Genomic DNA, 19,812 nt, shown 5'->3' with positions numbered 1-19,812 from the left:
GGACGGAAGCTGTCATGGGTATTCGTAAGTACAAGCCGACGACTCCGGGCCGCCGTGGCTCGAGCGTGTCGGACTTCGCCGAGATCACCCGGTCGGAGCCGGAGAAGTCGCTGCTGCGCCCGCTGAGCAAGAGCGGCGGCCGCAACTCCTCGGGCAAGATCACCACCCGGCACAAGGGTGGCGGCCACAAGCGGGCCTACCGGGTCATCGACTTCCGGCGCAACGACAAGGACGGCATCCCGGCCAAGGTCGCGCACATCGAGTACGACCCGAACCGGTCCGCCCGCATCGCGCTGCTGCACTACGTCGACGGCGAGAAGCGCTACATCATCGCCCCCGACAAGCTCAAGCAGGGCGACAAGGTGGAGAGCGGCCCGCGCGCCGACATCAAACCGGGCAACAACCTGCCGCTGCGCAACATCCCGGTCGGCACCGTGGTGCACGCGATCGAGCTGCGCCCCGGTGGCGGCGCGAAGATCGCCCGCTCGGCCGGTGCCCGCGTGCAGCTGGTGGCCAAGGACGGTCCGTACGCCCAGCTGCGGATGCCCTCGGGCGAAATCCGCAACGTGGACGTGCGCAACCGCGCCACGGTCGGCGAGGTCGGCAACTCCGAGCACGCCAACATCAACTGGGGCAAGGCGGGCCGCAACCGCTGGCGCGGCAAGCGCCCGACCGTCCGCGGTGTCGTCATGAACCCGGTCGACCACCCGCACGGTGGTGGTGAGGGCAAGACCTCGGGTGGCCGCCACCCGGTCAACCCGAACGGCAAGCCGGAGGGCCGCACCCGCCGTCGCAAGCCGTCCGACGCACTGATCGTCCGCCGCCGGCGTACCGGCAAGAAGCGCTGAGCAGGGAGGTAAGAGAACATGCCGCGCAGCCTTAAGAAGGGCCCGTTCGTGGACGACCACCTGCTCAAGAAGGTGGACGCGCTCAACGAGTCGGGCAAGAAGACCGTGATCAAGACGTGGTCCCGCCGGTCCACGATCATCCCGGACATGCTGGGTCACACCATCGCGGTGCACGACGGCCGCAAGCACGTGCCGGTGTTCGTCAGCGAGGCCATGGTGGGCCACAAGCTCGGCGAGTTCGCCCCGACGCGGACCTTCAAGGGTCACGTCAAGGATGACCGGAAGTCGCGCCGCCGCTGAGCGGGCACACGAGAGTTAGGGAAAGCAAGCGATGACAGCCCCAGAAACCGCTCCGGCCCAGGTGGCCGTGGCGCGGGCTCGCTTCGTCCGGGACTCGCCGACGAAGGTGCGCCGGGTGATCGAGCTGATCAAGGGTCTTAGCGCCGCCGAAGCCCTCGCCGTGCTCCGGTTCTCGCCGTACGCGGCGAGCCAGCCGGTGGCGAAGGTGCTCGCGAGCGCCGTGGCCAACGCTGAGAACAACCTCAACCTGGACCCGGACACGCTGTTCGTCAAGAACGCGTACGCCGACGAGGGGCCGACCCTCAAGCGCATCCAGCCGCGCGCCCAGGGCCGTGCGTACCGGATCCGCAAGCGGACCAGCCACATCACGGTCGAGGTCGTTTCGCGTCCGGAAGCGAAGAAGAGCGGTAAGAAGAAGGCAGGTGGCCGCTAGTGGGCCAGAAGATCAACCCGCACGGCTTCCGGCTGGGAATCACCACGGACTGGAAGTCGCGCTGGTACGCCGACAAGCAGTACGCGGAGTACGTGGCCGAGGACGTCAAGATCCGCAAGCTGCTCTCCACGGGCATGGAGCGCGCCGGCATCTCCAAGGTCGAGATCGAGCGCACCCGTGACCGCGTGCGCGTCGACATCCACACCGCGCGCCCGGGCATCGTGATCGGCCGCCGCGGTGCGGAGGCCGACCGGATCCGCGGCTCGCTGGAGAAGCTGACCGGCAAGCAGGTGCAGCTGAACATCCTCGAGGTCAAGAACCCCGAGGCCGACGCCCAGCTCGTCGCGCAGGGTGTCGCCGAGCAGCTGTCCAACCGCGTGGCGTTCCGCCGCGCGATGCGCAAGGCGATCCAGACGACCATGCGCTCGTCGCAGGTCAAGGGCATCCGCGTGCAGTGCAGCGGCCGTCTCGGCGGTGCCGAGATGTCGCGGTCGGAGCACTACCGCGACGGCCGGGTCCCGCTGCACACGCTGCGCGCGGACATCGACTACGGCTTCTTCGAGGCCCGCACCACCTTCGGCCGCATCGGCGTGAAGGTGTGGATCTACAAGGGCGACCTGGTCGGCGGCCTGAAGGCCAAGGCCGAGCGGGACGCCGCGGCCGCCAACGAGCGTCCGCGCCGGGAGCGTCCGTCGCGCCCGCGCCGGTCCGGCGCGCAGGGCACGACGCCGACCTCGACCGAAGCCGGCCGCGCCGCTGCCGCCGCGAAGGCCGACACGGATGTCGCGACCAGCGAGGCGCCCGCGCAGGGCTCGCCGGACGCGGCCGAGAAGACGGAGGGCTGAGGCGTGCTCGTCCCACGCAAGGTCAAGCACCGCAAGCAGCACTCGCCGAAGCGTTCCGGTGCCGCCAAGGGCGGCACGAAGGTCACCTTCGGTGAGTACGGCATCCAGGCGCTTGAGCACCACTACGTGACCAACCGGCAGATCGAGTCCGCTCGTATCGCCATCACCCGGCACATCAAGCGTGGCGGCAAGGTGTGGATCAACATCTTCCCGGACCGCCCGCTCACCAAGAAGCCGGCCGAAACCCGCATGGGTTCCGGTAAGGGTTCGCCCGAGTGGTGGGTCGCCAACGTCAAGCCGGGCCGCGTCATGTTCGAGCTGAGCTTCCCGAACGAGACCCAGGCCCGCGAGGCGCTGCGCCGCGCGATCCACAAGCTGCCCATGAAGTGCCGCATCGTGACCCGTGAAGGTGGTGAGTTCTGATGGCGCAGGCTGGTGTCGCCGCCGCAGAGCTGCGTGAGCTCACCAACGAGGAGCTCGTGCTGCGCCTGAAGGAGGCCAAGGAGGAGCTGTTCAACCTCCGCTTCCAGATGGCCACCGGGCAGCTGGACAACAACCGCCGCCTCCGCACCGTCCGTGCCGACATCGCTCGGATCTACACGGTCATGCGGGAGCGCGAGCTCGGCCTGTCCGTTTCCCCCGACGCCGAGAATGAAGAAGGTGCTGCCTGATGAGTGAGCAGACCCCAGAGCTCGCCGCGCAGCCGGTGCAGAGTGCCGAGTCCGGTCGCAACTACCGGAAGGTCCGCGAGGGCTACGTCGTCTCGGACAAGATGGACAAGACGATCGTGGTCGAGCTCGAGGACCGCAAGAAGCACCGCCGTTACGGCAAGGTTCTCCGCTCCACCAGCAAGGTGAAGGCGCACGACGAGGAGAACACCGCCGGCATCGGTGACCGCGTGATCCTCATGGAGACCCGCCCGACCTCGGCCACCAAGCGGTGGCGGCTCGTGCGGATCGTGGAGAAGGCCAAGTAATCGGAGGCCCACCTCGGGCCTCCTCCGTTCCGCCAGGCTCATCGCAAACGGGTGAGAACCGGCGCGACATACAGGAGTTGACGTGATCCAGCAGGAGTCGCGGCTGCGAGTCGCCGACAACACGGGTGCCAAGGAGATCCTCTGCATCCGCGTGCTCGGTGGCTCGGGACGGCGCTACGCGGGTATCGGCGACATCATCGTCGCCACCGTCAAGGACGCCATCCCGGCTGCCGGGGTGAAGAAGGGTGACGTGGTCAAGGCCGTCGTCGTCCGCACGACGAAGGAGCGGCGTCGCCCGGACGGCTCCTACATCAAGTTCGACGAGAACGCCGCGGTGCTCATCAAGAACGACAACGAGCCGCGCGGTACCCGCATCTTCGGCCCGGTCGGCCGCGAGCTGCGTGACCGCAAGTTCATGAAGATCATCTCGCTGGCGCCGGAGGTGCTCTGATGAAGGTGAAGAAGGGCGACACGGTCGTCGTCATCGCCGGTAAGGACAAGGGCGCCAAGGGCAAGGTCATCAAGGCCTACCCGGAGCGCCAGCGGGTGCTGGTCGAGGGCGTGAACCGGATCAAGAAGCACACCCGGATCTCGCAGACCCAGCGCGGCGCGCAGTCCGGCGGCATCGTGACCCAGGAGGCCCCGATCCACGTGTCGAACGTGATGGTCGTGGACTCCGACGGCAAGCCGACCCGCGTGGGCTACCGCATCGGCGAGGACGGCAAGAAGGTTCGCATCTCGCGCCGGACCGGTAAGGACATCTGATGACGACCGCAGAGAAGATCGTGCCGCGGTTGAAGACGCGGTACCGCGAAGAGATCAAGGGCGAGCTCCGTGGCGAGTTCGGCTACGAGAACGTCCACCAGATCCCGGGCGTGGTCAAGGTCGTCGTCAACATGGGCGTCGGCGACGCCGCGCGGGACAGCAAGCTGATCGACGGTGCGATCCGCGACCTCGCGGCCATCACCGGTCAGAAGCCCGAGGTGCGCCGGGCGCGCAAGTCCATCGCGCAGTTCAAGCTGCGCGAGGGCCAGCCGATCGGTGCGCGCGTGACCCTGCGCGGCGACCGCATGTGGGAGTTCCTGGACCGGCTGCTGACCATCGCGCTGCCGCGTATCCGTGACTTCCGCGGGCTGTCGGCCAAGCAGTTCGACGGCAACGGCAACTACACCTTCGGTCTCAACGAGCAGTCGATGTTCCACGAGATCGACCCCGACTCCATCGACCGCCCGCGCGGCATGGACGTCACCGTTGTCACCACCGCTACCACCGACGACGAGGGCCGCGCACTGCTCCGCAAGCTCGGCTTCCCGTTCAAGGAGAACTGATGGCCAAGAAGGCTCTGATCGCCAAGGCGGCCCGCAAGCCGAAGTTCAAGGTGCGTGCCTACACGCGCTGCAACAAGTGCGGCCGGCCCCACTCGGTGTTCCGCAAGTTCGGACTGTGCCGGGTTTGCCTGCGCGAGATGGCGCACGCGGGCGAGCTGCCCGGTGTGTCGAAGTCCAGCTGGTAGGAACGACAGAAGCTCCCACTTCGCCACAGGCCCTCTGAAGAGGGGGAACCAGGCGAGAAAGGTTGAAGGTCACCATGACGATGACCGACCCCATCGCAGACTTCCTGACACGTCTGCGCAACGCCAACTCGGCGTATCACGACGAGGTCGTGGTTCCGCACTCGAAGCTCAAGGCGAACATCGCCGAGATCCTCAAGCGCGAGGGTTACATCTCGGGCTACCGGGACGAGCCGGGTGAGAAGCACAAGAACCTCATCGTGGAACTGAAGTACGGCCGCAACCGCGAGCGCAGCATCGCCGGTCTGCGCCGGGTGTCCAAGCCGGGTCTGCGGGTGTACGCCAAGTCGACCGAGCTGCCGAGCGTGCTGGGCGGGCTGGGCATCGCGATCATCTCGACGTCGGGCGGCCTTCAGACCGACCGGCAGGCCAAGCGCAACGGTGTGGGCGGGGAAGTCCTCGCCTACGTCTGGTAACGGAAGGGAGAGCAGGCATGTCGCGCATCGGTAAGCAGCCGATCACCGTCCCTTCCGGGGTCGAGGTGACCATCGACGGCCAGAACATCTCGGTGAAGGGTCCCAAGGGCACCCTTTCCCACACTGTCGCCGAGCCGATCACGGTCGAGCGCGGTGAGGACGGTGCGCTGCTGGTCAAGCGCCCGGACGACGAGCGGGAGAGCCGTGCGCTGCACGGTCTGACCCGCACGCTGGTCAACAACCTGGTCGTGGGTGTGACCGAGGGTTACGAGAAGAAGCTCGAGATCCACGGTGTCGGTTACCGCGTCCAGGCCAAGGGCAGCAACCTCGAGTTCGCCCTCGGCTACAGCCACCCCGTGCTGATCGAGGCGCCGGAAGGCATCACCTTCAAGGTCGAGACCCCGACCCGGTTCTCGGTGTCCGGCATCGACAAGCAGAAGGTCGGCCAGATCGCCGCGGTGATCCGCCGGCTCCGCCGTCCGGACCCGTACAAGGGCAAGGGGCTGCGCTACGAAGGTGAGCGCATCCGTCGCAAGGTCGGAAAGACGGGTAAGTGATCATGAGCGAAACGGCAACGAAGAAGCGGAAGCCGGTCGGCAAGGACATCTCGACCCGGCGCCGCGTCGCGAAGGCGCGCCGTCACTTCCGGCTTCGCAAGAAGGTCACCGGGTCCGCGCAGCGGCCCCGGCTGGTCATCCACCGGTCCTCGCGGCACATCACGGTCCAGGTGATCGACGACGTGGCCGGGCACACCCTGGCCTCCGCGTCGAGCCTCGAGGCCGACGTGCGTGCGCTCGAGGGCGACAAGAAGGCCAAGGCCGCCAAGGTCGGCGAGCTCGTGGCCGCCCGCTCGAAGGATGCGGGCATCTCCAGTGTCGTGTTCGACCGCGGTGGCAACCGCTACCACGGCCGCATCGCCGCGCTGGCCGACGCCGCTCGCGAGGCGGGGTTGGAGTTCTGAGAACCATGCACAAGCTCGCGAATGGAAGGAAAGCCTGATGCCGGGACGTACACGGCAGTCCGGTGGGCAGGGCGGTCCGGGCGGCAACGACCGCGACCGTCGTGACCGCCGCGACCGTCGCGACGGTGGCCGTGGCGGGGCCGGCCAGGAGAAGACCCCGCACCTCGAGCGCGTCGTCGCGATCAACCGCGTCGCCAAGGTCGTGAAGGGTGGTCGTCGCTTCAGCTTCACCGCCCTGGTGGTCGTCGGTGACGGCGACGGTCAGGTCGGCGTCGGCTACGGCAAGGCCAAGGAAGTTCCCGCGGCCATCGCCAAGGGCGTCGAGGAAGCGAAGAAGAACTTCTTCCGCGTTCCCCGGATCGCCGGCACCATCCCGCACCCGATCCAGGGTGAGGAGGCCGCCGGTGTGGTCCTGCTCCGTCCCGCCAGCGCCGGTACCGGTGTCATCGCCGGTGGCCCGGTGCGTGCGGTGCTGGAGTGCGCGGGCGTGCACGACGTGCTGTCGAAGTCGCTCGGCTCGGACAACGCGATCAACATCGTGCACGCGACCGTGGCGGCCCTGAAGGGGCTCCAGCGTCCGGAGGAGGTGGCCGCTCGTCGCGGTCTGCCGCTCGAGGACGTCGCCCCGGCCCGGATGCTGCGTCAGCGTGCGGGACAGGGGGTCTGACATGGCTCAGCTCAAGGTGACCCAGGTCAAGAGCAAGATCGGTACCAAGCACAACCACCGGGAGTCCCTGCGGACCCTCGGGCTGCGCAAGATCCGGCAGTCCGTGGTGCGCGAGGACACCCCGGAGGTCCGCGGTCTGATCCACACCGTCCGCCACCTCGTGACGGTTGAGGAGGTCCAGGCATGACGGCCATCAAGATCCACCACCTGCGCCCGGCCCCGGGCGCGAAGCGGGACAAGATCCGCGTCGGTCGTGGTGAGGGTTCGAAGGGCAAGACCGCCGGTCGCGGTACGAAGGGCACCAAGGCCCGGAAGAACGTGCCCGCCGGGTTCGAGGGTGGGCAGATGCCCATCCACATGCGGCTGCCGAAGCTGCGTGGGTTCAAGAACCGGTTCCGCACCGAGTACCAGCCGGTGAACGTCGGCGACATCGCCCGGGTCTTCCCGGACGGTGGCGACGTCACCAAGGAGCAGCTGGTCGAGCGCGGCCTGGTCCGCAAGAACGAGCTCGTCAAGGTCCTCGGCAACGGCGACCTGAACGGTGTCAAGCTGAACGTCACCGCCGACAAGTTCTCCGCGTCCGCGAAGGAGAAGCTCGAGGCGGCCGGCGGCACGGCCACCGAGCTCTGATTCTCTCGACGACAACGGCCCGCCGGTCACTGCGACCGGCGGGCCGTTGTCGTTCGTGCCCCCGGTCGGCGGCGCCGCTTGCTCCATCCGCCCGTGGCGCGGGGATCGTGACGCTCTCGTGACGCGTGTCACGGCGTGACGGTGCCACCATCGGACGATGTCGTTCCCGGCGGCACCACCTCCCCTGGGATATGAGCCCGTGCCGCACCGCGTGCCCGGCTGGCACGGCAGGCGGGTGGTGGGCGCGGTACTGGCACTGCTCGCCGCGGCGGCCGCGATCACCGCGACGTTCCTGGAGTTGTTCACCGGCGAGGTGCGGCTGGGGGAGCAGTTGCGGCTGAGGCTGGCGGTGACCGGCTGGGGCCTGAACGTCTCGTCCCCGGCCGAGCCCGGCACGCCGGCGAGCGCGTTCGGCGAGCCGGTGCGCAACGGCTGGGCCCTTGCCGGCGCGGGACTGTTGTTGCTGGTGGCGGCGGTGATGGGGGTCGCCGCGGCACGCCGGGCTTCGTCCGCGGGCAGCAAGTTCGCTGCGGCGCTGGTGACCGGCATCGGGACCGGTTTCCTCGCCGCGACCACCTTGTCGCTGGTCCTGCAGGCGCTGAGCCTGCGCGCGAGCTTCCGGCCGATCGAGCAGGCGGGGATCACCACGGCGAGCAGCTTCGGGCTCGGGTTCTGGCTCGTCGCGGGTGCCACGGCGCTGGCCATCGTGGCGACGATCCTGGCCGCGGCGCGGTCCCGTCGCCCGCGCAGCGCCGACCTGACCACGCCGCGCTACGGATTTCCGGCGCCGCAGGCCGAACGGCCCGGCCCCCAGTTCCCGGCCCCCGCACTGCACTGGCCCGGCGGCGAGCCGTACCAGGCCAGGCAGGCCCCGCCCCCGGCGGTGAGGCGGCCGGAGCCGCTGGGGGAGCCGCCCCGGGACCCACCCCCGCCAGACGACCACCGCGCCTCCTAGCGGGCAGCACAGCGCCTCCGCCGCCGCGCTCGGGTGTGGTGCCGCGGCGGCGGCACCCCGCAACGTCCCACGCCGCCTGGCCCGGTTCGCGTCGCGTCGCCCCACCGGTCCTGAGTGGTGCCGTCAAGGAGGCGGCTCGCAGGTGAGAACGCGGGCCGCAGCGCGGCGGTCGTCCTGCTCCGCGGGACAGGCGCGCCGGCGGGCTCGGGCGCATAACACGGCCTACCTCACAACCCTCCAACGCCCGGCTGTTAAAGTCGGGCGACGCGCTGCGGGTCGACCATGCCCGTAGCGCTGCTGGCTTGCCAGCGACATGGTGTTCCTGCCGGCCAGCGTGCCGGCCAAGCCGATCGCCGGTGACACCCACCGGCGACGCCGAGGAGGTCCCCCGCGTGCTCAGCGCCTTCCGCTCGGCTCTCGCCACGCCGGACCTGCGCAAGAAGATCCTGTTCACGCTGTTGATCGTGGCCGTGTACCGGATCGGTGCCGTCACTCCGGCGCCCGGGGTCTCCTATCCCAATGTGCAGGCCTGCCAGGCCGGTGCCGACCAGTCCGGCATCTACTCCCTGCTGAACCTGTTCAGCGGCGGGGCGCTCCTGCAGCTGTCGATCTTCTCGACCGGCATCATGCCGTACATCACGGCCAGCATCATCATCCAGCTGCTCACCGTCGTCATCCCGCGGTTCGAGGAGCTGAAGAAGGAAGGCCAGGCCGGCCAGAACAAGCTGACGCAGTACACCCGTTACCTGACGATCGCGCTGGCGATCCTGCAGGCGACCGGTGTGGTGGCGCTGGCCGACCGCGGCCAGCTGTTCCCGAACTGCGCGCAGTCGATCATCCCGGACAACAGCATCTTCTCGCTGGCGCTGATCGTCGTCACGATGACGGCGGGCACCGCGGTGATGATGTGGCTGGGTGAGCTCATCACCGAGCGCGGCGTCGGCAACGGCATGTCGGTGCTGATCTTCCTGAACATCGCGGCCCGGATCCCGGCCGAGGGCAAGAACATCCTCGACGGCCAGGGCGGTCTCGTCTTCGCCCTCGTCTGCGTGTTCGGTCTGGTGATCATCGCCAGCGTCATCTTCGTCGAGCAGGGCCAGCGCCGGATCCCGGTGCAGTACGCCAAGCGCATGATCGGCCGCCGGATGTACGGCGGCACGTCGACCTACCTGCCGATCAAGGTGAACCAGGCCGGTGTCATCCCGGTCATCTTCGCCTCGTCGCTGCTCTACCTGCCCGACCTCATCAGCCGGCTGTTCGGCGACCCGACCACGGCCTCGGGCTGGCAGGCGTTCCTGCAGACGTACGTGGTCAACCAGTCCAGCTGGGTGCACATCCTGCTGTACTTCGCGCTGATCATCTTCTTCACGTACTTCTACATCACCATCACGTTCAACGTGGATGAGCGCGCGGAGGAGATGAAGAAGTTCGGCGGCTTCATCCCGGGCATCCGTCCCGGCCGGCCGACCGCCGAGTACCTGAGCTTCGTACTCGGCCGGATCACCTTCCCGGGTTCGATCTACCTGGGCATCATCGCGATCCTCCCGAACTTCTTCCTGTCCATCACGCAGCAGGGCAACAACCAGAACTTCCCGTTCGGCGGCACCGCGGTGCTGATCATGGTCGGCGTCGGCCTCGACACGGTGAAGCAGATCGAAAGCCAGCTGATGCAGCGGAATTACGAAGGGTTCTTGCGATGACGCGCCTGGTTCTTGTCGGCCCGCCCGGAGCAGGAAAGGGTACTCAGGCGGTAGCGCTGTCGCAGCGGCTCTCCATCCCGCACATCTCCACCGGTGACCTGTTCCGCGCCCACGTGGCCGAGCAGACGCCGCTGGGCGAGGAGGCGAAGCGCTACCTCGACTCGGGCGAGCTGGTCCCGGACAGCGTGACCAACGAGATGGTCCGCGAGCGCCTGGCCGAGGCGGACACCAAGGCCGGCTTCCTGCTGGACGGGTTCCCGCGCAACACCAAGCAGGCCGAGGTGCTCGGCGAGATGCTGGCCGAGACCGACAGCGAGCTCGACGCCGTCATCCAGCTCGACGTGCCGGAGGACGTCCTGGTCGAGCGGCTGCTGGGCCGCGGCCGCACGGACGACACCGAAGAGGTCATCCGCCGTCGTCAGCAGGTCTACCAGTCGGAGACCGCCCCGCTGCTCGACTACTACCGGGACATCCTGGTGAAGGTCGACGGCGTCGGCGAGGTCGACGAGGTGTCCTCGCGCATCGTGAACGCACTCGACGCGCGCGCGTGAACCTGGTGCCCTCCGTGCTCCGCCGCCACCGCGGTATCGAGATCAAGACGCCCGGCGAGCTCGACGCGATGCGGGCCGCCGGGATCGTGGTGGCCCGTACCCTCGCGGCGGTCGCCGAGGCCGCGAAGCCCGGGGTCAGCACGGCCGACCTCGACGAGATCGCCGAGCAGACCATCCGGGCCGCGGGCGCGGTGCCCTCGTTCAAGGGCTACCACGGCTTCCCGGCCTCGATCTGCGCATCGGTGAACGAGCAGGTCGTGCACGGCATCCCGGCGAAGAGCACGGTGCTCGCCGACGGCGACCTGCTGTCCGTCGACTGCGGCGCCATCCTCGACGGCTGGCACGGTGATTCCGCCGTCACCCTGGCCATCGGGACCGTGTCGGCCGCCGACCAGGCGTTGTCGGCGGCCACCCGTGCCGCGATGCTCGCCGGCATCGAGGCCGCCGTGCCCGGCGCCCGGCTCACCGACATCTCGCACGCCGTGCAGTCCTCGGCCGAGACGTCGTCCGCGGCGGACGGCATCGACTACGGCCAGATCGTCGAGTACGGCGGGCACGGCATCGGGACCGAGATGCACATGGAGCCGTTCCTGCCGAACGTCGGCAAGCCCGGCCGGGGCCCGAAGCTCAAGCCCGGCATGGCCCTGGCGATCGAGCCGATGCTGACCGGCGGCAGCGCCGAGACCATCGAGCTCGAGGACGGCTGGACCGTCATCACCGCGGACCGCTCGCGCGCCGCCCACTGGGAGCACACCGTCGCCATCACCGACGACGGTCCGCGCGTCCTCACCCTGCCGGAAGGCTCCTGACCTGCGGTTTCACCCCCGGCGGGGTGAACAGGCGTACCGTGGCGGGTGGCGTTGTCTACCACACATCACCCCGCCTCGCGAGGTGCGACACAGGCTGCGTACACTGTCTAGTCGGCGTAGTCATCACGCCGGTTCCAGCGTGCTCGTAAATGCTCGGGTTCTCGGGGTCGGGGTGGCGTGTGCGCCGGTACACCCAGAGAAGCCGATCGGCTGCTCCACCAAGTCACGAAACGCGGAGGACATGGCTAAGAAAGACGGGGCCATCGAGGTCGAGGGTCGGGTCATCGAGCCACTCCCCAACGCGATGTTCCGAGTCGAGTTGGAGAACGGTCACAAGGTCCTGGCACACATCAGCGGCAAGATGCGGCAGCACTACATCCGCATCCTCCCGGAGGACCGGGTGGTCGTCGAGTTGTCGCCGTACGACCTGTCTCGCGGTCGCATTGTCTACCGCTACAAGTGACACGGTGAGCAACGCATAAGGAAGCAGGAGACGTGAAGGTCCAGCCAAGCGTCAAGAAGATCTGCGACAAGTGCCAGATCGTCCGTCGCCACGGACGCATCATGGTGATCTGCGAGAACCTGCGGCACAAGCAGCGGCAGGGCTGATCACCGCTCGCACCCGCGGAGCGGACGGACAGCTGAACACCCTCCCCGCACCTGCCGGGTCGCGTGAGCGATCCGGCCGACCCCCGGACTCCAGGCCGGGGCCGGGACACCGGACACGCAAGTGCTCCGGACGACATGCGAGTCGGTCCCGGGACCGGGCGGGGAGAACACCTGGAGCAACGATTCACCAGAAGGAGCATCAAGCGCCATGGCACGACTCGCCGGCGTAGACCTCCCCCGCGAGAAGCGGTTGGAGATCGCGCTGACCTACATCTACGGCATCGGCCGTACCCGCTCGAAGGAGCTCATCGCGGCCACGTCGCTGAACCCGGACACCCGGGTGCGCGACCTGACCGACGACGACCTCGTCAAGCTGCGGGACCACATCGAAGAGAACTTCAAGGTCGAGGGTGACCTCCGCCGCGAGGTGCAGGCCGACATCCGTCGCAAGATCGAGATCGGCTGCTACGAGGGTCTGCGGTGGCGCCGCGGTCTGCCCGTCCGCGGTCAGCGGACCAAGACCAACGCCCGTACCCGCAAGGGCCCGAAGAAGACGGTCGCCGGCAAGAAGAAGGCTGGCAAGAAGTGAGCATCCAGGGCAAGAAGGTCGTGGCCGGTGCCGGGCAGGTGCGCCGCCGCAACAATTCGTGCGTTTCGCCGAAGGCCCTGTACGCCCGCCCGATGGCGCTCCGCCAGCTCTACACCGACGCCGGCTCACTGATCCGGCGTGGCCAGCGGGAGGCCCGCGAGGCCGCCGCTGCCGCCGCACAGACCGACAACTCGCGCTAGGAGAAGCACCCCACCATGCCACCCAAGGCTCGCGCCGGGGCCAAGAAGGTCCGGCGGAAGGAAAAGAAGAACGTGGCCCACGGCCACGCTCACATCAAGAGCACGTTCAACAACACCATCGTGTCGATCACCGACCCGAACGGTGCGGTGATCTCGTGGGCCTCCTCGGGCCACGTCGGCTTCAAGGGCTCCCGCAAGTCCACCCCGTTCGCCGCCCAGATGGCCGCCGAGAACGCGGCCCGCAAGGCCGCCGAGCACGGGATGAAGAAGGTCGACGTGTTCGTCAAGGGCCCGGGCTCCGGCCGGGAGACGGCGATCCGCTCGCTGCAGGCCGCCGGTCTCGAGGTCGGCACCATCCAGGACGTGACCCCGCAGCCTCACAACGGCTGCCGCCCGCCCAAGCGGCGCCGGGTCTGAGGAACGGGGAGGAGTAACAACACATGGCTCGCTACACCGGCCCCGCGACTCGCATCTCGCGGCGCCTCAAGGTTGACCTCGTCGGCGGCGACCAGGCTTTCGAGCGCCGCCCGTACCCGCCCGGCCAGCACGGCCGCGGCCGGGTCAAGGAGTCCGAGTACCTGCTCCAGCTGCAGGAGAAGCAGAAGGCTCGCTACACGTACGGCGTCCTCGAGCGGCAGTTCAGCCGCTACTACAAGGAGGCCGCGCGGCGCCCCGGCAAGACCGGTGAGAACCTGCTGCAGATCCTCGAGTCCCGCCTGGACAACGTCGTGTACCGCGCCGGCCTGGCCCGGACCCGTCGTCAGGCGCGTCAGCTGGTGGCACACGGTCACTTCACCGTCAACGGCGTCAAGGTGACCATCCCCAGCTACCAGGTCGAGAAGTTCGACATCATCGATGTGCGTCCGAAGTCGCTCCAGATGCTGCCGTTCGTGGCCGCGAAGGAGAACTTCGGCGACCGGCCGATCCCCGGCTGGCTGCAGGTCGTGCAGAACAACCTCCGCATCCTGGTGCACCAGCTCCCGGAGCGGGCGCAGATCGACGTTCCGGTCCAGGAACAGCTGATCGTCGAGTACTACTCGAAGTGATCGGCGACCGGGCCCGGCCCGGTCCCGGTCCGGTGGCGGCGCAACAGGTGCGCCGCCACCTCGCCACCCTTTCGGCGTCATATGGCGGGCGCCGGCAGGAAAGGAAGAGAAGAAAGTGCTGATTTCCCAGCGACCGGCCCTCGGCGAGGAGCCGATCAACGAGACCCGGTCCCGGTTCACCATCGAGCCGCTGGAGCCCGGCTTCGGGTACACGCTCGGCAACTCGCTGCGGCGCACGCTGCTGTCGTCCATCCCGGGCGCGGCGGTCACCAGCATCCGCATCGACGGTGTGCTGCACGAATTCACCACGGTCCCCGGGGTGAAGGAAGACGTCACCGATATCATCCTGAACCTCAAGGAACTGGTCGTGTCCTCCGAGGAGGACGAGCCCGTCACCATGTACCTGCGCAAGCAGGGCCCGGGTGAGGTCACCGCGGCCGACATCGTTCCGCCCGCGGGTGTCACCGTGCACAACCCGGATCTGCACATCGCCTCGCTGAACGGCAAGGGCAAGCTGGAGATCGAACTGGTCGTCGAGCGCGGCCGCGGTTACGTGCCTGCCCAGCAGAACAAGCAGGCGGGTGCCGAGATCGGCCGGATCCCGGTCGACTCGATCTACTCGCCGGTGCTGAAGGTGACGTACAAGGTCGAGGCGACCCGTGTCGAGCAGCGCACCGACTTCGACAAGCTGATCCTGGACGTCGAGACCAAGCCGTCGATCACCCCGCGCGACGCCGTCGCCTCCGCCGGCAAGACGCTGGTCGAGCTGTTCGGTCTGGCCCGGGAGCTCAACGTCGACGCCGAGGGCATCGAGATCGGGCCGTCGCCGCAGGAGGCGGACACCATCGCCGCCTACGCGATGCCGATCGAGGACCTGGACCTGACGGTCCGGTCGTACAACTGCCTCAAGCGCGAGGGCATCCACACGGTCGGCGAACTGGTCTCGCGCAGCGAGGCCGACCTGCTCGACATCCGCAACTTCGGCGCGAAGTCGATCGACGAGGTCAAGATGAAGCTCGTCGGCCTCGGCCTCTCGCTGAAGGACAGCCCGCCCGGGTTCGACCCGACCGCGGCGGCTGCCTCCTACGAGGGCGGCGAGAGCTGGTCCGCCGAGGGTGTCGGCGGTCTGTCGGACAACGGCCACGACGACGGCCAGGACTACGCAGAGACGGAGCAGCTGTAAGGACGGCGGCCCGCCCCGCTGAGTGACTCGTGCGGGGCGGGCGCCGGCCTGCCAGCGGCCGGATTTACGAGGAGAAGCAATGCCCACCCCCACGAAGGGCCCCCGTCTCGGTGGATCCGCGGCCCACGAGCGGCTGATGATGGCGAACCTCGCCACGTCGCTGTTCGAGCACGGCAAGATCACCACGACCGAGGCCAAGGCCCGCCGGATGCGGCCGCTCGCCGAGAAGCTGATCACCAAGGCGAAGCGCGGCGATCTGCACAACCGGCGTCAGATCCAGCGCGTGATCCGCGACAAGGACGTGGTTCACAAGCTGCTGGCCGAGATCGGCCCGTTCTTCGCGGACCGCAACGGCGGCTACACCCGGATCACCAAGACGCTGCCGCGCAAGGGCGACAACGCCCCGATGGCGGTCATCGAGCTGGTGTCCGAGAAGACCGTCACCTCGGAGGCCGAGAAGGCGCGCAAGACGAAGTTCGCGGCCAAGGACACCGCCGAGGCTTCGCCCGCGGCTGAGGAGACCAAGGCCGAGGAGGCCAAGGTCGAGGAGACCGACCAGGACGCCGAGGCGCCCGAGTCGGCCACCACCGAGGCCACGGACGCGCCGGCCGAGGGCGCGGACGACGCGTCGGCCGAGTCCACGAAGGACGAGTCCTGACGGCAGAGTTCGTTCCAGGCGACGAGCCCGCTTCTCCCTCCGGGGAGGGCGGGCTCGTTCGTCTGCGCCTGGACGTCAGTTACGACGGCACGGAGTTCTCGGGGTGGGCGCGCCAGCCGGGTCGCCGGACGGTCCAGGGGTTGCTGGAGGAGGCGCTCGCGAAGCAGCCGCCCGGCGCCGCGGTGCCCAAGTCGGTGGTCGTGGCGGGGCGCACGGACGCTGGTGTGCACGCGACCGGGCAGGTCGTGCACGTGGACGTGGTGCCGCTGGCCGGCCCGGTGGGGCGGATCGCCGTGGATTCCCGGGGCATCCCGGACCTGGAGCGCATGCGGCACCGCTGGAACCGGTTCCTGCCCGGTGACGTGCGGGTGCTGGACGCCCGGGTCGCGCCGGAGGGGTTCGACGCCCGGTTCTCCGCGGTGCGCAGGCACTACCGCTACCGGGTCTCGGACGCGCCATGGGGTGTCGACCCGTTGCGCCGGTTCGACACCCTGGCGTGGGGCAGGCCGCTGTCGCTGACGGCGATGAACGAGGCTTCCGAGGCGCTGCTGGGCCTGCGGGACTTCGCGGCGTTCTGCAAGCAGCGCGCGGGCGGCACGACGATCCGCGAGCTGCAACGGTTCACCTGGCGGCGGATCGACAAGCATGTGGTGGAGGCTGAGGTGTCCGCGGATGCCTTCTGCCACTCGATGGTGCGCAGCCTGGTCGGAGCGATGCTCTTGGTGGGGGACGGCCGTCGCCCGGTGTCCTGGCCCGCCGAGCTGCTGCGCGGGGGAGTGCGGGACAGCGCGGTGGCGCCGGCGCACGGCCTGACCCTGATCGGGGTCGACTACCCACCCGACGCGGAACTGGCAGCGCGTGCGGAGCAGACACGCAACATGCGCGCAGCGTCCGAAGCCTCCTAGGGTTATCCACAATCCACAGGAGTTGTCCACAGGACAGGGCTGATCTGTGGACGGCGGTGCGTGGAGGGCGAGCGCGTGCCCCGGCCCGGCGGTCGCCACGCGCGACCCCGGCGGTCGGCAACGCATGGAGAGCCAGCGCATGCCCGGCCCGCCCGCCCAACGCCCGACCCGGCGGCGCATGGCGAGGCAGCGCGTGTCCGGCCGCCCGCCCCACGCGCGATCGGGCAGCCGGCAACGCAAGCCGGCACACGGGCCTCCCCAGACCTCCCCGCACCCCCAGGCGGCCGGCGACGTCAGGCGAGGTGCGGCCTTCCCAGACCTCCGGCCGGCAACGCCAGGCGACACACGGCCTCCCCAGACCTCCCCCGCCCCCGATCCTCAGCCCGCCTTTGGTCGCCGATCAGGCGTGTCAAGGTACTCTTTCCCGCCTTGACACGCCTGCTCGGCGACCGAAAACACTCCATCCGGAGGGGGCGGGGGAGGTCGGCACCCAAGGCGACCACACAGCGCCGTGAGGCGCCCCTGGCCGAAGGCCAGAGAAAAAGATCAAAAAGATGTCCTCGCCGGACGGGCAGGCTCCGGGATGACCGGGGAATGCAGGCCGGGTCACCTCATGCAGTGGGTCGCTGGGTGGTCATCCCGTCGCCTGATCGAGGCCTATCACTGTGAGCCAGGCCCGCACGCTTTGGTCTTTCGGCCGCCGGACCCGGCGCAGGGTGCGGGCCTGGCTCACAGTGATGTGACGGCCTCAGGCGACGGGATGACCACCCAGCTCTCTTTGGGGCACGGGCGCTGACGCGCCTGCTGAACCGCGAAGCTGGCCGCCCAGGTCAGTCCCCGCGCCGGACGGGTCCCAGCAGCTGCTGCTCCTTCGGCGTGGTGACCAGCCGCAGGGGGCGCCACAGGTTCTGGCCCAGCGCCACCACCTGATCGTCCTTCAGGGTGGTCAGCTGGCGCATCATCTGCGGCGGCAGGCGCCAGATCCGGGCCGCCAGCTCGGCCTGTCCCGCGGGCAACCGCTGCATCAGGACGACGTCCGCGGCATTCGCGATCGTCGCGGCTTGCGGGTGCAGGTAGGGCAGCACGTAGACCGTCGTGTGCCAGGGCGATCGTGGCGGGAACAGGTCCTGCGGCGTCGGGCCACCGTCGGTGACCACGAGCAGCGGCGCGTCCTCCGACGGGCGCGGCAGTTCGACCGGCGACAGGCGCCGGATGGTCACCAACGGCGGTCGCCCGTTCGGCTGGTTCCCGGCCGCCTTTGGCAGCACCTGCCAGGCCGCGGGCCGCCCCGTCGCGATCGTCACCCACGCCCCGACGGCCATCGCCCGCAGCGCGACCTGCCGAGCCAGGTACAGACCACCCACCAGCACGATCCGGGTCGGCTGGGCGCGCAGGGCCGAGATGGTCAGCGGCTCGCCCTTGAGACCCGAACCGACGACGATCCCGCCGCGGTCACCGGACGGGCTGACCGCGTCCAGCAGCATCGGGTCGACCACGAACTCGGGCGCGACACCCGTGTGACGGCCCGGATCACGAAGCCGCAGGCTCATGCGGTGCCTCCCATCGGCATGGTCGCGGCGAGCGCGTCGATCTGCAGGCCGCGCAACGGGGTCAGCGACACCCCGACGCGGTCGGCGAGCGTGCTCAGCCGCTCATCGGCGGTGTCCAGCTCACGCGGGTTCCGCGCGCTCACCCGCACCACGCCGCGCAGCGCGACCTTGCCCTCGTCGTCCGCGGGCGAAATGGCCATCGCGACCGTCGAGGACAGCGTCCGGACGCTCGTCAGCGCGTTCAGGGTCGTGCGGATCTTGCCCTTCGGCCAGCTGGTGATCGCGTAGCTGGCGTGCCCGACCCCGGCCGCGGTCGCGCTGGTCCAGTTCTCCTTCAGCTTCACCGGCGAACCGGCACCGACGGCTGCCGTCAGCTCCGCGGCCGAGATGCCGGCCCGCAGGAGCTCGTCCGGGTTCAGCGGGCGCGTCGGCACGCCCTGCGACTCCAGCGCGTTGCGAACGCGGGACAGCGCCCCGATCAGGGCGCGGTGCGCGCCGACCACGCCGCCGCCGCGTTCCCGGATGGCGGTCGGGCAGCGGCGCGGGTCCAGCCGGATCGCGACCCACGTGGTGCGCCGCGCGGCGGCGGGCAGCGGGCCGAGAACCTCCAGATAGGACGTCAACGCCGGCGAATCCGCGGGCAGCGCCGCCGAACCGGGGTAGCAGTGCCAGATCATCTGGATGGAGTCGAGGACGACGCCCCGGTCCTCCAGGCACGGGGCCAGCGCCGACAGCGGCAGGCTCGGCGCCCCGCCGGCCTGGGTGATCAGCGCGGGCGTCGGCTCGACCAACAGGACCGCGGTCCACGTGCCGTCGTGCCAGGCGAGGCCGACCTCCTGCAGCTCGTGGTCCTTGCCGTGCGCCACCACGAGGTCCGGCACGACCAGGCGGAGCAGGCCGACCCGCGGGTCCTCGGGCCCGGTAACGGACACCTCGCCGGTGGCGATGGCCTGGGCGTCGGACTTCGGCGGCGTCGACACCCGGTCGTGGTTGCGGAACGAATAGCGCAGCGTGAGTCCAACCCATTGGGTGAACCACTGACCGCGCCAGCGCAGGATCGCGATGATCAGGGCGAGGGCGAGCACGCCGACGCCGACGTAGAGCAGCGACTCGTTGATCGCGATGAGGATCAGGCCGATCGCCAGCCCGATCTCCAGCACCACGAGGTTGGTCACCGGGATGGGACCGAGCCGGGTCTGCAGGACGCGGCGCCGGGCCGGGGGAGCGACCGGTGCCGGACGTTCGGCGGGCGGCTGTGCCGGCGGCGGGCCGCCCTGTCCACCCGGGCCACCGGGACCACCAGGTCCACCGGGACCACCAGGTCCGCCAGGTCCACCGGGCCCGCGACCGCCGGGACCACCAGGCCCACCGGGGCCTCCGGGTCCGCCCGGGCCGCGTGGTCCGGCGGGTC

The 19,812-nt window shown here is 69.4% G+C and carries 32 protein-coding genes; 30 read left to right on the top strand and 2 right to left on the bottom strand.

The genetic code is table 11. The annotated features are described in order from the left end of the window. The first annotated feature begins 14 nt into the window (after positions 1-14). From rplB to truA, 30 genes are all read left to right on the top strand, one after another. Entirely contained in the window at positions 15-848 is an 834-nt protein-coding gene (gene rplB, locus FB470_RS07765; RefSeq protein WP_306989871.1) for a 50S ribosomal protein L2, read from the top strand. A gap of 18 nt (positions 849-866) precedes the next feature. After that, positions 867-1,148, top strand: a complete 282-nt coding sequence (rpsS, locus tag FB470_RS07760; protein WP_017986609.1) for a 30S ribosomal protein S19 — start codon at positions 867-869, stop codon at positions 1,146-1,148. 31 nt (positions 1,149-1,179) lie between these two features. After that, positions 1,180-1,581: a 50S ribosomal protein L22 gene (gene rplV, locus FB470_RS07755; protein ID WP_306989869.1), complete on the top strand. Its 402-nt coding sequence runs from the start codon at positions 1,180-1,182 to the stop codon at positions 1,579-1,581. Further along, positions 1,581-2,426: a 30S ribosomal protein S3 gene (gene rpsC, locus FB470_RS07750; protein WP_167100496.1), complete on the top strand. Its 846-nt coding sequence runs from the start codon at positions 1,581-1,583 to the stop codon at positions 2,424-2,426. Before rplV ends, rpsC begins: the two co-directional genes overlap by 1 nt. A 3-nt stretch (positions 2,427-2,429) precedes the next feature. Then, positions 2,430-2,849 carry a 50S ribosomal protein L16 gene (gene rplP / locus FB470_RS07745; protein WP_179772135.1) on the top strand — a complete coding sequence of 140 codons (420 nt, stop codon included), beginning with the start codon at positions 2,430-2,432 and terminating at the stop codon, positions 2,847-2,849. Further along, the gene (rpmC, locus tag FB470_RS07740) at positions 2,849-3,097 is read left to right on the top strand and encodes a 50S ribosomal protein L29 (RefSeq protein ID WP_017986613.1); all 249 of its coding nucleotides are present in this window, start codon (positions 2,849-2,851) and stop codon (positions 3,095-3,097) included. The genes rplP and rpmC overlap by 1 nt, the downstream gene beginning before the upstream one ends. Next, complete coding sequence (gene rpsQ, locus FB470_RS07735; protein WP_020417563.1) at positions 3,097-3,402, top strand: 30S ribosomal protein S17; 306 nt, start codon at positions 3,097-3,099, stop codon at positions 3,400-3,402. The genes rpmC and rpsQ overlap by 1 nt, the downstream gene beginning before the upstream one ends. 82 nt (positions 3,403-3,484) lie before the next feature. Next, positions 3,485-3,853, top strand: coding sequence for a 50S ribosomal protein L14 (gene rplN, locus FB470_RS07730; RefSeq protein WP_017986615.1), 369 nt, complete (start codon positions 3,485-3,487; stop codon positions 3,851-3,853). Beyond that, the gene (gene rplX / locus FB470_RS07725; protein WP_017986616.1) at positions 3,853-4,167 is read left to right on the top strand and encodes a 50S ribosomal protein L24; all 315 of its coding nucleotides are present in this window, start codon (positions 3,853-3,855) and stop codon (positions 4,165-4,167) included. The genes rplN and rplX overlap by 1 nt, the downstream gene beginning before the upstream one ends. Further along, entirely contained in the window at positions 4,167-4,730 is a 564-nt protein-coding gene (gene rplE, locus FB470_RS07720; RefSeq protein ID WP_306989866.1) for a 50S ribosomal protein L5, read from the top strand. Before rplX ends, rplE begins: the two co-directional genes overlap by 1 nt. Continuing rightward, entirely contained in the window at positions 4,730-4,915 is a 186-nt protein-coding gene (locus tag FB470_RS07715; RefSeq protein WP_017986618.1) for a type Z 30S ribosomal protein S14, read from the top strand. Before rplE ends, FB470_RS07715 begins: the two co-directional genes overlap by 1 nt. 74 nt (positions 4,916-4,989) lie before the next feature. Continuing rightward, the gene (gene rpsH, locus FB470_RS07710) at positions 4,990-5,388 is read left to right on the top strand and encodes a 30S ribosomal protein S8 (RefSeq protein WP_020417564.1); all 399 of its coding nucleotides are present in this window, start codon (positions 4,990-4,992) and stop codon (positions 5,386-5,388) included. Positions 5,389-5,405: 17 nt separating this feature from the next. Continuing rightward, positions 5,406-5,945 carry a 50S ribosomal protein L6 gene (gene rplF, locus FB470_RS07705; RefSeq protein ID WP_017986620.1) on the top strand — a complete coding sequence of 180 codons (540 nt, stop codon included), beginning with the start codon at positions 5,406-5,408 and terminating at the stop codon, positions 5,943-5,945. A 2-nt stretch (positions 5,946-5,947) separates the two neighbouring features. Continuing rightward, positions 5,948-6,349 (top strand): 50S ribosomal protein L18, encoded by a 402-nt coding sequence (gene rplR, locus FB470_RS07700; protein ID WP_306989865.1) that lies wholly within the window; start codon positions 5,948-5,950, stop codon positions 6,347-6,349. Positions 6,350-6,386: 37 nt separating this feature from the next. After that, entirely contained in the window at positions 6,387-7,016 is a 630-nt protein-coding gene (gene rpsE, locus FB470_RS07695) for a 30S ribosomal protein S5 (protein ID WP_167100487.1), read from the top strand. Between the two features lies 1 nt (position 7,017). Next, positions 7,018-7,203 (top strand): 50S ribosomal protein L30, encoded by a 186-nt coding sequence (rpmD, locus tag FB470_RS07690; RefSeq protein WP_017986623.1) that lies wholly within the window; start codon positions 7,018-7,020, stop codon positions 7,201-7,203. Continuing rightward, positions 7,200-7,646: a 50S ribosomal protein L15 gene (gene rplO / locus FB470_RS07685; protein WP_306989863.1), complete on the top strand. Its 447-nt coding sequence runs from the start codon at positions 7,200-7,202 to the stop codon at positions 7,644-7,646. Before rpmD ends, rplO begins: the two co-directional genes overlap by 4 nt. 157 nt (positions 7,647-7,803) lie before the next feature. Then, the gene (locus FB470_RS07680; RefSeq protein WP_306989862.1) at positions 7,804-8,601 is read left to right on the top strand and encodes a hypothetical protein; all 798 of its coding nucleotides are present in this window, start codon (positions 7,804-7,806) and stop codon (positions 8,599-8,601) included. A 392-nt stretch (positions 8,602-8,993) separates the two neighbouring features. Continuing rightward, a complete protein-coding gene (gene secY / locus FB470_RS07675; RefSeq protein WP_306999128.1) occupies positions 8,994-10,301 on the top strand; it encodes a preprotein translocase subunit SecY in 1,308 nt (435 codons plus the stop codon). Beyond that, positions 10,298-10,852 (top strand): adenylate kinase, encoded by a 555-nt coding sequence (locus FB470_RS07670; protein WP_306989861.1) that lies wholly within the window; start codon positions 10,298-10,300, stop codon positions 10,850-10,852. The genes secY and FB470_RS07670 overlap by 4 nt, the downstream gene beginning before the upstream one ends. 14 nt (positions 10,853-10,866) lie before the next feature. Beyond that, positions 10,867-11,661 carry a type I methionyl aminopeptidase gene (gene map, locus FB470_RS07665; protein WP_306989859.1) on the top strand — a complete coding sequence of 265 codons (795 nt, stop codon included), beginning with the start codon at positions 10,867-10,869 and terminating at the stop codon, positions 11,659-11,661. A gap of 241 nt (positions 11,662-11,902) precedes the next feature. Next, positions 11,903-12,124: a translation initiation factor IF-1 gene (gene infA / locus FB470_RS07660; protein ID WP_005443304.1), complete on the top strand. Its 222-nt coding sequence runs from the start codon at positions 11,903-11,905 to the stop codon at positions 12,122-12,124. 32 nt (positions 12,125-12,156) lie between these two features. After that, positions 12,157-12,270 carry a 50S ribosomal protein L36 gene (gene rpmJ / locus FB470_RS07655; protein ID WP_092535219.1) on the top strand — a complete coding sequence of 38 codons (114 nt, stop codon included), beginning with the start codon at positions 12,157-12,159 and terminating at the stop codon, positions 12,268-12,270. Between the two features lie 208 nt (positions 12,271-12,478). Further along, positions 12,479-12,859, top strand: a complete 381-nt coding sequence (rpsM, locus tag FB470_RS07650; RefSeq protein ID WP_017986631.1) for a 30S ribosomal protein S13 — start codon at positions 12,479-12,481, stop codon at positions 12,857-12,859. Beyond that, positions 12,856-13,059, top strand: a complete 204-nt coding sequence (locus FB470_RS07645) for a hypothetical protein (RefSeq protein WP_306989845.1) — start codon at positions 12,856-12,858, stop codon at positions 13,057-13,059. The genes rpsM and FB470_RS07645 overlap by 4 nt, the downstream gene beginning before the upstream one ends. Before the next feature lie 15 nt (positions 13,060-13,074). Further along, a complete protein-coding gene (gene rpsK / locus FB470_RS07640; RefSeq protein WP_017986633.1) occupies positions 13,075-13,476 on the top strand; it encodes a 30S ribosomal protein S11 in 402 nt (133 codons plus the stop codon). Positions 13,477-13,499: 23 nt separating this feature from the next. After that, a complete protein-coding gene (gene rpsD / locus FB470_RS07635) occupies positions 13,500-14,105 on the top strand; it encodes a 30S ribosomal protein S4 (RefSeq protein ID WP_306989842.1) in 606 nt (201 codons plus the stop codon). 115 nt (positions 14,106-14,220) lie between these two features. Next, on the top strand, positions 14,221-15,288 hold the full coding sequence (locus tag FB470_RS07630; protein WP_306989841.1) for a DNA-directed RNA polymerase subunit alpha: 1,068 nt from the start codon (positions 14,221-14,223) through the stop codon (positions 15,286-15,288). Positions 15,289-15,367: 79 nt separating this feature from the next. Beyond that, on the top strand, positions 15,368-15,946 hold the full coding sequence (gene rplQ, locus FB470_RS07625) for a 50S ribosomal protein L17 (protein WP_306989839.1): 579 nt from the start codon (positions 15,368-15,370) through the stop codon (positions 15,944-15,946). Between the two features lie 68 nt (positions 15,947-16,014). Beyond that, entirely contained in the window at positions 16,015-16,851 is an 837-nt protein-coding gene (truA, locus tag FB470_RS07620) for a tRNA pseudouridine(38-40) synthase TruA (RefSeq protein ID WP_306999126.1), read from the top strand. A gap of 830 nt (positions 16,852-17,681) precedes the next feature. On the opposite strand, the gene FB470_RS07615 is transcribed toward truA, so the two are convergent. Further along, positions 17,682-18,401, bottom strand: coding sequence for a hypothetical protein (locus tag FB470_RS07615; RefSeq protein ID WP_306989838.1), 720 nt, complete (start codon positions 18,399-18,401; stop codon positions 17,682-17,684). After that, positions 18,398-19,576, bottom strand: a complete 1,179-nt coding sequence (eccE, locus tag FB470_RS07610; protein ID WP_306989837.1) for a type VII secretion protein EccE — start codon at positions 19,574-19,576, stop codon at positions 18,398-18,400. Before eccE ends, FB470_RS07615 begins: the two co-directional genes overlap by 4 nt. Positions 19,577-19,812: the final 236 nt, after the last annotated feature.

Source organism: Amycolatopsis thermophila (genome assembly GCF_030814215.1).
Taxonomy (GTDB): Bacteria; Actinomycetota; Actinomycetes; order Mycobacteriales; family Pseudonocardiaceae; genus Amycolatopsis_E; species Amycolatopsis_E thermophila.
The sequence above is the reverse complement of the archived record's forward strand: the minus strand, read 5'-3'. Positions and strand labels throughout refer to the sequence as shown.